The sequence below is a fragment of the Streptomyces sp. NBC_01454 genome, assembly GCF_036227565.1.
GTDB lineage: Bacteria > Actinomycetota > Actinomycetes > Streptomycetales > Streptomycetaceae > Streptomyces.
Map to the genome: position 1 here is coordinate 6,879,305 of NZ_CP109460.1, position 14,121 is coordinate 6,893,425.

A 14,121-nucleotide genomic window follows, 5' to 3' on the forward strand; every position below is an offset into this window, starting at 1 on the left:
GGACAGGGAGATACGAGAAGGTGGCAGCACCCAAGAAGGGCCGCAGGGCGCCCGCGAGCCAGGGGCATCCGGGCCGCGCCCTGATCCTGGTCCTCATCGCGATCGTGGGGCTGATCGGAGGCATGTTCTACTCCGGCACCATGACGCCCCGACTGGGCATCGACCTGGCAGGCGGCACCAGCTTCACGCTGGCGGCCCAGAACCAGCCGGGCAAGCCCAACGCGATCAACGAGACCAACATGAGGACCGCCGCCGGCATCATGGAGCGACGGGTCAACGGTCTCGGTGTGACGGAGGCCGAGGTCCAGACGCAGGGCAACAACCACATCATCGTGAACATCCCCAAGGGGACGGACGCGAAGCAGGCCCGCAAGCAGGTCGGCACCACTGCCCAGCTCGGGTTCCGGCCGGTGCTGACCACCACCGCCGGCGCCAAGACCCCCGCACCCAAGCCCAGCCCCTCCCAGAGCGGCGCGAACGGCAAGGGCAAGGGCGACAAGGCCGCGGGCGGCAAGGGACAGCCGGGCACCCAGCAGAACGCCTCCTCCTCGCAGTCGCCGAACGCGAAGCCGACCACCCAGGGCCGTGCCGTGACGGACGCGCTGAAGAAGGCCCCGTCCGGCCGGCCCACCCCCTCCGGTCCGGCCAAGCCGTCCACGCCCGCGACGCCTCCGCCGCCCCCCGGTGGCGCGGCCCTTCCGCCGGCCCTCCAGAAGCAGCTGAACGCGCTGGACTGCTCCACCAAGAAGAGCCGTGCCGCCGCAGGTGAGAAGGCGGCCGGCGAGTTGCCGTCCGCCCCGATCGTGGCCTGCAAGGACGACGGCACCCAGAAGTACGCGCTCGGCCCGGTCGGCGTCGAGGGCACGGACGTCAAGGACGCCAAGGCCGTCTTCGACAGCCAGCAGGGCCAGGGCTGGATCGTCCAGATGGACTTCACCTCCGACGGCGGCAAGAAGTTCGCGGACGTCACCGGCAAGCTCGCCACCAAGACGCAGCCGCAGAACCAGTTCGCGATCGTCCTGGACGGCGCGGTGGTCTCCGACCCGCGCGTCAGCGAGCGGCTCAACGGCGGCAACGCCACCATCTCCGGCGGCTTCACCCAGCAGTCCGCCGAGGACCTCGGCAACATGCTGTCCTACGGTGCCCTGCCGCTCTCCTTCAAGATCGACGACGAGACCACGGTCACCGCGGCGCTCGGTGGCGAGCAGCTGCACGCCGGTCTGATCGCCGGCGCCATCGGCCTCGCACTGGTCGTTCTCTACCTCGTCGCCTACTACCGGGGACTGGCGCTGGTCGCGCTGGCGAGCCTGGGCGTCTCGGCGGCCCTGACATACTCGATCATGACCTTGCTCGGCCCGGCCATCGGGTTCGCGCTGAACCTCCCGGCGGTCTGTGGCGCCATCGTCGCCATCGGTATCACCGCCGACTCGTTCATCGTCTACTTCGAACGCATCCGGGACGAGATCCGCGAGGGACGCACGTTGCGCCCGGCCGTCGAGCGCGGCTGGCCGCGGGCCCGCCGTACGATCCTGGTCTCCGACTTCGTGTCGTTCCTGGCCGCCGCGGTGCTGTTCATCGTCACCGTCGGCAAGGTCCAGGGCTTCGCCTTCACGCTTGGCCTGACCACCGTCCTGGACGTCGTCGTGGTCTTCTTCTTCACCAAGCCCCTGATGACGCTGCTGGCCCGGCGGAAGTTCTTCGCCGACGGCCACCCCTGGTCCGGCCTCGATCCCAAGCGCCTGGGCGCCAAGCCGCCGCTGCGCCGCCGCCGTGGCGCCGCCCCCACCCAGACGAAGGAGGCGTGAGATGTCCAAGCTCGGAAACATCGGCGCCCGGCTCTACCGCGGCGAGGTCGGCTACGACTTCATCGGCAAGCGGAAGATCTGGTACGGCGTCTCGATCCTCATCACCGTGGTGGCCATCGTCGGCCTGGCGGTGCGCGGCCTGAACATGGGCATCGAGTTCTCCGGTGGCGCGGTCTTCACCACCCCGAAGACCTCCGTGTCCACCTCCGAAGCACAGCACAAGGCCGAGTCGGCGGCCGGCGGCCACCAGGCCGTGGTGCAGCGGCTCGCCAACAGCGGCGCGCTGCGCATCCAGATCAGCGGTCTGGACACCAAGCAGGCGGTGCCGGTCCAGGAAGAGCTCGCCAAGGATCTGAACGTCCAGGTCAAGGACGTCAACACCCAGCTGGTCGGTCCGAGCTGGGGTGAGCAGATCGCCAACAAGGCCTGGCTGGGCCTGGGGATCTTCATGGTCCTCGTGGTGTTCTACCTGGCCATCGCCTTCGAGTGGCGGATGGCGGTGGCCGCCCTGGTCGCGCTGATCCACGACCTCACGATCACGGTCGGCGTCTACGCCCTGGTCGGCTTCGAGGTCACTCCCGGCACGGTCATCGGTCTGCTGACGATCCTCGGTTACTCCCTCTACGACACGGTCGTCGTCTTCGACAGCCTCAAGGAAGCCTCCAAGGACATCACCAAGCAGACCCGCTTCACCTACAGCGAGATCGCCAACCGCTCCATCAACGGCACCCTGGTGCGCTCCATCAACACCACCGTCGTGGCGCTGCTCCCGGTCGCCGGTCTGCTGTTCGTCGGCGGCGGTGTCCTGGGCGCGGGCATGCTCAACGACATCTCGCTGGCCCTGTTCGTCGGTCTCGCCGCCGGTGCGTACTCCTCGATCTTCATCGCGACCCCGCTGGTCGCCGACCTGAAGAGCCGCGAGCCGCAGATGAAGGCGCTGACCAAGCGGGTGAAGGCGAAGCGTGCCGCGGCCGCCGCCAAGGGGGCGGACCAGGAGGAACCGCAGGACGGGGCCCTGGCCGAGGACGACGACGCCGATGGCGCGGCGGTCGTCGGACCGCGCCAGCAGCCCGCCTCCCGCAACCGCGGACGCGGCCGCCCGTCGGGCAAGCGCCGATGAGCGCCCCCACCGCCCTGCGCGAGCTGCTGCTCAGCCGGATAACGGACGTCCCGGACCATCCGCAGCCGGGCGTGGTGTTCAAGGACATCACCCCGCTGCTGGCCGACCCGGTCGCCTTCGGCGCGCTGACCGACGCCTTTGTCGATCTGTGCGCGCGCCACCGCGTGGACAAGGTCGTGGGCTTGGAGGCCCGCGGCTTCATCCTCGCCGCCCCGGTCGCGGTCCGGGCCGCCGTCGGCTTCGTCCCCGTCCGCAAGGCGGGCAAGCTGCCCGGCGCGACGCTCGGGCAGGCCTACGAGCTGGAGTACGGCACGGCCGAGATCGAGCTGCACGCCGATGCGCTGGCCCCGGGCGACCGGGTGCTGGTGATCGACGACGTGCTCGCCACCGGCGGGACCGCCGATGCGTCGCTGCAGCTCATCCGGCGTGCGGGCGCCGAGGTCGCGGGCGTGGCGGTGCTGCTGGAGCTCGGCTTCCTGGCCGGGCGGCAGCGGCTGGAGCCGGGGCTGAAGGGCGCTCCGCTGGAGGCCCTGATCACGCTCTGACCGGCCACATTCACGCACCTTCGGAGCAGGGGCACCCGGAACAATTCGGGTGCCCCTGCTGCTGTGTCATGTACGGACCCATGGCCGCGGGGGAGTTGCGGGCCCGGGGTCGATACGATGGCACCCCGGCCCGTTCGAGGCACGGGGGTCCGGAACCGCCTGAGGAGTGCTCTTGCCAGACGAGGCCCAGCCGCTCTCCCCCGGAACGCGTCCGGCGGGATCCGACGCCGCGCGCCCGGATGAGCCGAAGCCCACGGACGCGGCTTCCCCCCGCGCGCCCGAGTCCGAGCGGCAGGGCGTCCCCGACGGCACCGCCGAACCCCGGCCGCCGGCCGACCGGTCCGCCGCGTCCGCCTCCCCGGCCGAGCCGCGCGACAAGGCCCCCGAAACGGGCTCCGCCGCTCCCTCGGCCAAGCCGGCCCCGGCGCCGTCCCACGCGGCCAAGCCGCCGGCCAAGGCCGACCAGCCCGTCGCGTCCCGGCCGCTGCCGCCCACCCCCGCCGGCCGCTCCGGCTCCCCGAACCGCGTACGGGCCCGCCTCGCCCGGCTGGGCGTCCAGCGCTCCAGCCCGTACAACCCGGTCCTGGAGCCGCTGCTGCGGGCCGTCCGCGGCAACGACCCCAAGATCGAGACGGGCACGCTGCGCCAGATCGAGCGGGCCTACCAGGTCGCCGAGCGCTGGCACCGCGGCCAGAAGCGCAAGAGCGGCGACCCGTACATCACCCACCCGCTCGCGGTGACGACGATCCTCGCCGAGCTGGGCATGGACCCGGCGACCCTGATGGCCGGCCTGCTGCACGACACCGTCGAGGACACCGAATACGGCCTGGACACCCTGCGGGGCGACTTCGGTGACCAGGTCGCGCTGCTGGTCGACGGCGTCACCAAGCTCGACCGCGTCAAGTTCGGCGAGGCCGCGCAGGCCGAGACGGTCCGCAAGATGGTCGTCGCGATGGCCAAGGACCCGCGCGTCCTGGTCATCAAGCTCGCCGACCGGCTGCACAACATGCGCACCATGCGCTACCTCAAGCGGGAGAAGCAGGAGAAGAAGGCCCGCGAGACGCTGGAGATCTACGCACCGCTCGCCCACCGCCTGGGCATGAACACCATCAAGTGGGAGCTGGAGGATCTTTCCTTCGCGATCCTCTACCCCAAGATGTACGACGAGATCGTGCGGCTGGTCGCCGAGCGGGCGCCCAAGCGCGACGAGTATCTGGCGATAGTGACCGACGAGGTCCAGGCCGATCTGCGGTCCGCCCGGATCAAGGCCACGGTCACCGGCCGCCCGAAGCACTACTACAGCGTCTACCAGAAGATGATCGTCCGCGGACGCGACTTCGCCGAGATCTACGACCTGGTGGGTATCCGCGTCCTCGTCGACACGGTCCGCGACTGCTACGCGGCCCTCGGCACCATCCACGCGCGATGGAATCCGGTCCCCGGCCGGTTCAAGGACTACATCGCGATGCCCAAGTTCAACATGTACCAGTCGCTGCACACGACCGTGATCGGCCCCAGCGGCAAGCCCGTTGAGCTCCAGATCCGTACGTTCGACATGCACCGTCGCGCCGAGTACGGCATCGCCGCGCACTGGAAGTACAAGCAGGAGGCGGTGGCCGGCGCCTCCAAGATCCGTACGGATGTCCCGAAGACCACCGCCGGCAAGGCCGGCAAGGACAACGCCACGGTCAACGACATGGCCTGGCTGCGGCAGTTGCTGGACTGGCAGAAGGAGACCGAGGACCCGGGCGAGTTCCTGGAGTCGCTGCGCTTCGACCTGTCGCGCAACGAGGTCTTCGTGTTCACGCCGAAGGGCGACGTCATAGCGCTGCCGGCCGGTGCCACCCCCGTCGACTTCGCGTACGCGGTGCACACCGAGGTCGGCCACCGCACGATAGGGGCCCGGGTCAACGGGCGCCTGGTCCCGCTCGAATCGACCCTGGACAACGGTGACTTGGTCGAGGTCTTCACCTCCAAGGCGCCGGGTGCCGGACCGTCCCGCGACTGGCTCGGCTTCGTCAAGTCCCCGCGCGCCCGCAACAAGATCCGCGGCTGGTTCTCCAAGGAGCGCCGCGACGAGGCGATCGAGCAGGGCAAGGACGCCATCGCGCGCGCCATGCGCAAGCAGAACCTGCCCATCCAGCGGATCCTGACCGGCGACTCCCTGGTCACCCTCGCACACGAGATGCGCTACCCGGACATCTCCTCGCTCTACGCCGCCATCGGCGAGGGCCATGTCGCCGCGCAGGGCGTCGTCCAGAAGCTGGTGCAGGCGCTCGGCGGCCAGGACGAGGCCACCGAGGACATCGCCGAGTCGACCCCGATCCGGCCGCGCTCCAAGCGCCGGTCCAGCGCCGACCCCGGCGTGGTCGTCAAGGGCGTCGACGATGTCTGGGTCAAGCTGGCCCGCTGCTGCACCCCGGTGCCGGGCGACCCCATCATCGGCTTCGTCACCCGCGGCAACGGCGTCTCGGTGCACCGCGCCGACTGCGTCAACGTGGACTCGCTGTCGCGCCAGCCGGAGCGGATCCTGGAGGTCGAGTGGGCGCCCACCCAGTCCTCGGTCTTCCTGGTCGCCATCCAGGTCGAGGCGCTGGACCGCTCCCGGCTCCTGTCGGACGTCACCCGGATCCTGTCCGACCAGCACGTCAACATCCTCTCGGCGGCCGTGCAGACCTCCCGCGACCGCGTCGCCACCTCCCGCTTCACCTTCGAGATGGGCGACCCCAAGCATCTGGGCCATGTTCTGAAGGCGGTCCGGAGCGTGGAGGGTGTCTACGACGTGTACCGGGTGACCTCCGCCCGCCGGCCGTAGCGACGCAGACAGCGGGCGGCCCCGGTACGGAATCCGTACCGGGGCCGCCCGCCGTTCCGGCTGCTAGCCGCCGAACTCCTCCAGGCCCTTCAGCGCCTGGTCCAGCAGTGCCTTGCGGCCCTCCAGCTCACGGCCGAGCTTGTCGGCCTTGGCGTCGTTGCCGGCCGCCCGCGCCGTGTCGATCTGCTTCTGCAGCTTGTCGACCGCGTCCTGGAGCTGGCCGGTGAGCCCCGCCGCGCGGGCCCGCGCCTCGGGGTTCGTACGGCGCCACTCGCTCTCCTCGGCCTCCTGGAGAGCGCGCTCGACGGCGTGCATCCGGCCCTCGATCTTCGGGCGGGCGTCCCGGGGGACGTGGCCGATGGCCTCCCACCGCTCGTTGATCGCGCGGAACGCCGCACGGGCGGCCTTCAGATCCGAGACCGGGAGCAGCTTCTCGGCCTCCACGGCCAGCTCCTCCTTGCGGGTCAGATTCTCCCGCTGCTCGGTGTCGCGCTCCGCGAAGACCTCACCGCGCGCCTGGAAGAAGATGTCCTGGGCGCCGCGGAAGCGGTTCCACAGATCGTCCTCGTGCTCGCGCTGGGCCCGGCCCGCGGCCTTCCAGTCGGCCATCAGCTCGCGGTAGCGGGCCGCGGTGGCCCCCCAGTCCGTCGAGCCCGACAGCGCCTCGGCCTCGGTGACCAGCTTCTCCTTGGCCTTACGGGACTCCTCGCGCTGGGCGTCCAGCGACGCGAAGTGCGCCTTGCGCCGCTTGGAGAACGCCGAGCGGGCGTGCGAGAAGCGGTGCCACAGCTCGTCGTCCGCCTTGCGGTCGAGCCGCGGCAGGCCCTTCCAGGTGTCCACCAGCGCGCGCAGCCGCTCACCGGCCGCCCGCCACTGCTCACTGGCCGCCAGCTCCTCGGCCTCGGTGACCAGCTTCTCCTTGGCCTGCCGGGCCTCGTCGCTCTGCTTGGCCTTTTGGACCTTGCGCTCCTCGCGGCGCGACTCGACGGCCTCGACGAGCTTGTCCAGCCGCCCCCGCAGCGCCGCCAGGTCGCCCACCGCATGGTGTTCGTCCACCTGGGTGCGCAGATGCTCGATCGCGGTCGTCGCGTCCTTCGCCGACAGGTCGGTGGTCTTGACCCGGCGCTCGAGGAGGCCGATCTCGACGACCAGGCCCTCATACTTGCGCTCGAAGTAGGCGAGGGCCTCCTCGGGAGTTCCCGCCTGCCACGATCCGACGACCTGCTCGCCGTCGGCGGTACGCACGTACACGGTCCCCGTCTCATCGACGCGGCCCCATGGGTCGCTGCTCACAGCGCCTCCTCCACATGATGCCGACGGGGGCGTGCGGCCCCCCGGCATCGTCCACAGTTTCTGTCCGGCAGAGCCACGCCCTGGCCGGTCCGACGGGCTGATGTGCGGTGAGGGTGGCAGCCGTCGGAGCAGGCACCCTACACAACGCCAATCTAGGCGAACGGCGCTCGGCTGTCCGCATCCAGCGCGACCGAATTCCGCGGTGTGCACCGGGGACGGCGAGGTGCCGCCCCCGGGCTGCCGGGCCGGTCAGGACTTCGTGACGGTCGCCCGGTTGATCACGACGGTGGCGTTGGGCACGGTGACGCCGATCGACTGGTCCGGCTGCGCACCCGCGTCGGCGATCTTGCGCAGCACGTCCATGCCGCCGGTGATCGTGCCGAAGGGGGTGTAGTTCGGCGGCAGCTTGCTGTCCTGGTAGACGAGGAAGAACTGGCTGCCGCCGGTGTTGCGGGTCGCCTTGCTCCTGCCGTCGTAACGGTTGGCCATCGCGACCGTGCCCGCCGGATAGACACCGCCCTTGAGCCGGGAGTCCTTGAGGTTCTCGTCCGGGATGGTGTAGCCGGGGGTCCCCTGGCCGGTGCCCTTGGGGTCGCCGCACTGCAGGACGTGGATGCCCTCGTCGAGCCGGTGGCACCTGCTGTGGTCGAAGTAGCCCTGACCGGCCAGGAAGGCGAAGGAGTTGACCGTGTGCGGGGCCTTGCCGGCGTCCAGCTTCACGGTGATCGCGCCGCAGGTCGTCGCCAGCTTCGCGGTGTAGGAGGCCGAGGTGTCGACCGCCATCGCCGGCTCCTTCTGCCAGGTCTTCGCCGACGGTGTGCCCTTCGCGGGCCGGTTGCAGGGGTCCGGGGCCTTCGACGGGGCCTCGTCCGCCGCGGCCCGGTCGGACGTCGCGCCGGCCAGTCCCACGGAGGCGTAGACGGCGCCGCCGGCGGCCAGTGCGACGGCGACGGCGGACGCGACGATCACATTGCGGCGTTTGGTCTTCCGCCGGGCGGCGGACCGCCGTTGCTCCTGGCGCTCGAACTTCTCCCGGGCGAGCTGCCGCCGCCGCTGATCCTTGCTGACCACCGGTCGTCTCCTTGTCCGATCATCGATCGTGGTGATGCGCCGTGGCCGTACCGTATACGGGTTCGCCCTGCCGGGAGTCCCGCCGGTAGGCTCTGGAGCTGCCGAGATGTCCGGGAGCGGCCCTGCGGACCGACTCCCCACGACCTCCCTACCGACCTTTAAGGACGAACGTGCTGATTGCCGGGTTCCCCGCCGGGGCCTGGGGCACCAACTGCTACTTGGTCGCCCCCGCCGCCGGTGAGGAGTGCGTCATCATCGACCCGGGCCATCAAGCGGCCCAAGGAGTCGAGGACGCGGTCGCGAAGCATCGGCTCAAGCCCGTCGCGGTCGTCCTCACCCATGGCCACATCGACCATGTCGCCTCCGTCGTTCCGGTGTGCGGCGCCCACGGTGTCCCGGCCTGGATCCACCCCGAGGACCGCTACATGATGAGCGACCCGGCGAAGGCCATGGGCCGCTCCATCGGGCAGCAGCTGATGGGCGACCTGACCGTGGGGGAGCCCGACGACGTCAAGGAGCTGAGCGACGGCGCCGCCCTGCAGCTCGCCGGGATGGAGTTCTCCGTCGCGCACGCACCGGGCCATACCAAGGGGTCGGTGACGTTCAGGCTGCCCGAGCAGGCCGACATCCCGCCGGTCTTCTTCTCGGGCGACCTGCTCTTCGCCGGCTCCATCGGACGCACCGATCTGCCGGGCGGCGACCACGGCGAGATCCTTGAGTCGCTGGCCCGCGTGTGCCTGCCGCTGGAGGACTCCACCGTCGTCCTGTCCGGCCACGGCCCCCAGACCACCATCGGCCGCGAGCGCGCCACCAACCCCTTCCTGCGGGAGGTGGCCGCCGGCCTCGGAGACGGCTTCAGCCCGGCTCCACGACGAGGAATGTGACGAGAGCTTCCGTGAGCACCTTCAAGGCCCCCAAGGGCACGTACGACCTGATTCCGCCGCAGTCCGCCACGTATCTCGCGGTGCGCGAGGCGATCTCCGCGCCGCTGCGGAACTCCGGGTACGGCTACATCGAGACGCCCGGCTTCGAGAACGTCGAGCTGTTCGCGCGCGGTGTCGGTGAGTCCACCGACATCGTGACCAAGGAGATGTACGCCTTCGAGACCAAGGGCGGCGACCGGCTCGCGCTGCGCCCCGAGGGCACCGCTTCCGTGCTGCGCGCCGCGCTGGAGGCCAACCTCCACAAGGCCGGCAACCTCCCCGTCAAGCTCTGGTACTCCGGCTCGTACTACCGCTACGAGCGTCCGCAGAAGGGCCGCTACCGCCACTTCTCCCAGGTCGGCGCGGAGGCCATCGGCGCCGAAGACCCGGCGCTGGACGCCGAGTTGATCATCCTGGCGGACCAGGCCTACCGCGCGCTGGGGCTGCGGAACTTCCGCATCCTGTTGAACTCCCTCGGCGACAAGGAGTGCCGCCCCGTCTACCGGACCGTGCTGCAGGACTTCCTGCGCGGGCTCGACCTCGACGACGACACCCGGCGCCGGGTCGACATCAACCCGCTGCGCGTCCTGGACGACAAGCGCGAGGCGGTGCAGAAGCAGCTGGACGGGGCGCCCAGGCTCCGCGACTACCTCTGCGAGGCCTGCAAGGCCTACCACGAGCAGGTGCGTGAGCTGCTGACCGCGGCGGGCGTGACCTTCGAGGACGACGAGAAGCTGGTGCGCGGCCTGGACTACTACACCCGCACCACCTTCGAGTTCGTCCACGACGGCCTGGGCTCGCAGTCCGCGGTGGGCGGCGGCGGCCGCTACGACGGCCTCTCGGAGATGATCGGCGGCCCCGCGCTGCCGTCCGTCGGCTGGGCGCTGGGCGTCGACCGTACGGTGCTGGCGCTGGAGGCGGAGGGCATCACGCTCGACATCCCCTCGGCCACCGCCGTCTACGCGGTACCGCTCGGCGAGGAGGCCCGACGGGTGCTGTTCGGCGTGGTCACCGAGCTGCGCCGGTCCGGCATCGCCACCGACTTCGCGTTCGGCGGCAAGGGACTGAAGAACGCCATGAAGTCCGCCAACCGCTCCGGCGCGCGGCTGGCGCTCGTCGCGGGGGAGCGGGACCTGGCCGAGGGCCTCGTCCAGCTCAAGGACCTGGAGAGCGGCGAGCAGACCGCGGTCGCGCTGGACGCCGTGGCTGAGCAGATCCGGCGCACGCTGGGCTGAGCGCGCGGGCGGACGTGCGGAAAGACGCTGAGGGGCTCGACGGCGACCTGCCGTCCGGGCCCCTTCTGCTGCCCCTCGTGCTGCCGGGCGGGCGGTGTCAATCCCTCGCGCGCGTTCATCCCCGCGGAGGGATTCCGGTGGCGCCGTGGCGGCGGTGGCGCGCCCGCGGGCGCGCGGCGGTGTGGGCCCGGGCGGCGCCCAAGCTGAGAGCACGCTGTGTGAACGGGGTTCGTCTTTATGTGCATCGCACAGTGGGTCATGGTGGAGTTGGGGCAGAATGAACGACGGCCGCGCTTGCCGGCCCGGCTGCTGAGGCACATCTCCCGAGGGATCGACGGAACGGCGATATGACGACGACAGCGCTTGACGACGTGTCCACCGACGACGACCACGCGAGCGGCGCGCCCGCCACCGGCTCCGGCCGCGGGCTCGCCCTGCTCCTGGTGATCACCGGTGCACTGGGTCTGCTGGCGGCCTGGGTCATCACCTTGGACAAGTTCGAGCTGCTGAAGGACCCGAACTTCAAGCCGGCCTGCAGCCTCAACCCGATCATCTCCTGCGGCAACGTCATGCAGAGCAAGCAGGCGGATGTCTTCGGCTTCCCGAACCCGATGGCCGGACTGGTCGGCTTCGGCGTGGTGATCGCGATCGGCATGGCCCTGCTGGCGGGTGCCCGCTTCCGCCGCTGGTACTGGATCGGGCTGAACCTCGGCACCGGGCTCGCCACGGTCTTCTGTATGTGGCTGATGAGCCAGTCGCTGTACAGCATCAACTCGCTGTGCCTGTGGTGCACGCTGACCTGGTGCGTCACGATCCTGATGTTCTGGTACACCACCGTGCACAACCTCAAGCACGGCATCATCCCGGCCCCCGACGGGCTGCGCCGGGCGGTGCTGGAGTTCCACTGGGTCCTGCCGGTGCTCTGGTACGGCGTGATCGCCCTGCTGATCCTCACCAACTGGTGGTCGTACTGGAGCACCCTGATCTGAGCCCCGCGCACCGCGGGCCCCACGCCCCGGCCGCCGTCGATGACGGCGCCCGGGGCGTTGTCAGTGGGGTGGCTTAGGCTCGTGATCGTGGAGCCCGACCTGTTCACCGCCGCTGCCGAAGACCGCCAGGAGAAGGACCCTTCGCGGTCCCCGCTCGCCGTGCGGATGCGTCCGCGCACCCTCGACGAGGTCGTGGGCCAGCAGCATCTGCTCAAGCCGGGCTCGCCGCTGCGCCGGCTGGTCGGCGACGTCGGCGGCAGCGGGGCCGGAGGGGCGTCGGACGAGGGCGCCGGCGGACGACGGGCGGGAGGCGGACCGGCGGGTCCGTCCTCGGTGTTCCTGTGGGGGCCGCCGGGCATCGGGAAGACGACCCTCGCCCATGTCGTCAGCCAGGCGACGAACAGGCGCTTCGTGGAGCTGTCGGCGATCACGGCGGGCGTCAAGGAGGTCCGCGCGGTCATCGACGGCGCCCGGCGGGCCTCGGGGGGCTACGGCAAGGAGACCGTGCTCTTCCTCGACGAGATCCACCGCTTCAGCAAGGCCCAGCAGGACTCCCTGCTGCCCGCCGTGGAGAACCGCTGGGTGACCCTGATCGCCGCGACGACCGAGAACCCGTACTTCTCGGTGATCTCGCCGCTGCTCTCCCGTTCACTGCTGCTGACCCTCGAACCCCTCACGGACGAGGATCTGCGCGGGCTGCTGCGGCGCGCGCTGACCGACGCGCGCGGGCTGGCCGGCGCGGTGACCCTCCCCGAGGACACCGAGGGGCATCTGCTGCGCATCGCGGGCGGCGACGCCCGGCGCGCGCTGACGGCCCTGGAGGCCGGCGCCGGATCCGCGCTGGCCAAGGGCGAGAAGGAGATCACCCTCCGGACGCTGGAGGAGTCCGTCGACCGGGCGGCGGTGAAGTACGACCGAGACGGCGACCAGCACTACGACGTCGCCAGCGCACTGATCAAGTCCATCCGCGGCTCGGACGTCGATGCCGCTCTGCATTACCTCGCGCGCATGATCGAGGCGGGGGAGGACCCGCGGTTCATCGCCCGCCGGCTGATGATCTCGGCGAGCGAGGACATCGGCCTGGCCGATCCGACGGCGCTGCAGACGGCGGTCGCCGCCGCCCAGGCCGTGGCGCTGATCGGCTTCCCGGAGGCGCGGATCACCCTCAGCCAGGCCACCATCGCGCTCGCCCTGGCGCCGAAGTCCAATGCCGCCTATCTCGCGATCGACGCCGCGCTGGCGGACGTCCGGGCCGGTCAGGCGGGCGCGGTCCCGCCCCATCTGCGCGACAGCCACTACCAGGGCGCCCAGAAGCTCGGCCACGGCCAGGGCTATCAGTATCCGCACGACCTGCCGGGCGGCATCGCGGCCCAGCAGTACGCGCCGGACGAGGTGCACGGCAAGCGCTACTACGCCCCGACCCGGCACGGCGCCGAGGCCCGCTACGCCGAGGTCGCCGAGCGGGTCCGCGCCCGGCTGCACGGCACCGGCGGCGAGGGCGCAACCGACTGACCCCCGACCGCGACTGACCCCCGACCGCGCCCCTCGCGGCTACTGCGCCCCCGCCGCCTCGAAGAGCCGGTGCATCGCCCGCCGCAGCTCGGCCACGTCCCGCACGGGCTCCGGGAAGTCGAAGCGCGCGTCGAAGGAGCGCTGCCCGGCGTCGGTGAAGCGGACCCGCAGGCCGAAGCGGTCCAGGCTCACCGGCACCGCCGGATCGCCCGGCCCGCAGACCGCCTCGCGGCCGCCCAGCAGGGCACACAGCCCGCGCACCTCCCCGCCGTGCGCCGCGTGCAGATGCTGCAGCAGCTCCGCCTCATGGGCGACCAGCGGATCGGGCGCCGCGTCGGCGAAATCGTCCGGCTCGACGGGCCCGGCGCCCCACAGATCGTCCACCGCGCCCTCGCCGACCTCCAGGCGCAGCATCATCCAGGCGGTCCGCCCGTACGTGCCCGGTGCCGGGTCCGGCTGCAGTGCCTCGCCGATGCCGAGCAGCTCGCCCACCGGATGCCGCTCCGCCAGCAGCATCGCGGCCTCGGCGCGCTGCTCGTTGCGTACCGGGGTGAGCCAGCCGGCGATCCAGGCCCGTCCGCGGATCCGGTGAGGGACCGAGACCGGGGCGACGTCCGTGATCTCCATCACGGCTGTCAGGTCGTCGTCCTGCGCGTGGGCGGCCGCCCGGGCCGCGGCGGAGTCGCCAGGAACCAGCAACAGCACGTCTCCACCGGGTGTCACGGTTCGGCAGACAGGAGCGGAGAGGCCGATCTCGTCGGGGTCCTCGATGCCGGGGATGCTCAGGGACGCCATAGCATGGGATGCGACGAG

11 protein-coding genes are annotated in these 14,121 nt (G+C 71.1%); 8 read left to right on the forward strand and 3 right to left on the reverse strand.

Going from position 1 to position 14,121, the window contains the following annotated elements:
• Positions 1-20: 20 nt before the first annotated feature.
• From secD to OIU81_RS30475, 4 genes are all read left to right on the forward strand, one after another.
• Positions 21-1,805 carry a protein translocase subunit SecD gene (gene secD / locus OIU81_RS30460; protein ID WP_329152958.1) on the forward strand — a complete coding sequence of 595 codons (1,785 nt, stop codon included), beginning with the start codon at positions 21-23 and terminating at the stop codon, positions 1,803-1,805.
• A 1-nt stretch (position 1,806) separates the two neighbouring features.
• Positions 1,807-2,925: a protein translocase subunit SecF gene (gene secF / locus OIU81_RS30465; RefSeq protein ID WP_329152961.1), complete on the forward strand. Its 1,119-nt coding sequence runs from the start codon at positions 1,807-1,809 to the stop codon at positions 2,923-2,925.
• The gene (locus OIU81_RS30470; RefSeq protein ID WP_329152963.1) at positions 2,922-3,470 is read left to right on the forward strand and encodes an adenine phosphoribosyltransferase; all 549 of its coding nucleotides are present in this window, start codon (positions 2,922-2,924) and stop codon (positions 3,468-3,470) included. Before secF ends, OIU81_RS30470 begins: the two co-directional genes overlap by 4 nt.
• Positions 3,471-3,642: 172 nt before the next feature.
• Complete coding sequence (locus tag OIU81_RS30475; RefSeq protein WP_329152964.1) at positions 3,643-6,285, forward strand: RelA/SpoT family protein; 2,643 nt, start codon at positions 3,643-3,645, stop codon at positions 6,283-6,285.
• Between the two features lie 63 nt (positions 6,286-6,348).
• Here OIU81_RS30475 and OIU81_RS30480 read toward each other — a convergent pair whose 3' ends face one another.
• Together OIU81_RS30480 and OIU81_RS30485 are read right to left on the reverse strand one after the other, a co-directional pair.
• Complete coding sequence (locus OIU81_RS30480) at positions 6,349-7,578, reverse strand: DUF349 domain-containing protein (RefSeq protein WP_329152965.1); 1,230 nt, start codon at positions 7,576-7,578, stop codon at positions 6,349-6,351.
• Between the two features lie 249 nt (positions 7,579-7,827).
• Entirely contained in the window at positions 7,828-8,649 is an 822-nt protein-coding gene (locus OIU81_RS30485; RefSeq protein ID WP_329152966.1) for a peptidylprolyl isomerase, read from the reverse strand.
• 170 nt (positions 8,650-8,819) lie between these two features.
• Here OIU81_RS30485 and OIU81_RS30490 point away from each other — a divergent pair, with 170 nt between their 5' ends.
• The 4 genes from OIU81_RS30490 (at position 8,820) to OIU81_RS30505 (ending at position 13,308) form a co-directional block, all read left to right on the forward strand.
• Positions 8,820-9,533 (forward strand): MBL fold metallo-hydrolase, encoded by a 714-nt coding sequence (locus OIU81_RS30490; RefSeq protein WP_329152967.1) that lies wholly within the window; start codon positions 8,820-8,822, stop codon positions 9,531-9,533.
• An 11-nt stretch (positions 9,534-9,544) separates the two neighbouring features.
• Positions 9,545-10,807 (forward strand): histidine--tRNA ligase, encoded by a 1,263-nt coding sequence (hisS, locus tag OIU81_RS30495; protein WP_329152969.1) that lies wholly within the window; start codon positions 9,545-9,547, stop codon positions 10,805-10,807.
• 347 nt (positions 10,808-11,154) lie between these two features.
• Positions 11,155-11,796: a vitamin K epoxide reductase family protein gene (locus OIU81_RS30500; protein ID WP_329152971.1), complete on the forward strand. Its 642-nt coding sequence runs from the start codon at positions 11,155-11,157 to the stop codon at positions 11,794-11,796.
• An 87-nt stretch (positions 11,797-11,883) separates the two neighbouring features.
• Entirely contained in the window at positions 11,884-13,308 is a 1,425-nt protein-coding gene (locus OIU81_RS30505) for a replication-associated recombination protein A (RefSeq protein ID WP_329152972.1), read from the forward strand.
• A 39-nt stretch (positions 13,309-13,347) separates the two neighbouring features.
• Here the strand turns inward: OIU81_RS30505 and OIU81_RS30510 are convergent, their stop codons facing one another.
• Positions 13,348-14,103 (reverse strand): DUF2470 domain-containing protein, encoded by a 756-nt coding sequence (locus tag OIU81_RS30510; RefSeq protein ID WP_329152973.1) that lies wholly within the window; start codon positions 14,101-14,103, stop codon positions 13,348-13,350.
• Positions 14,104-14,121: the final 18 nt, after the last annotated feature.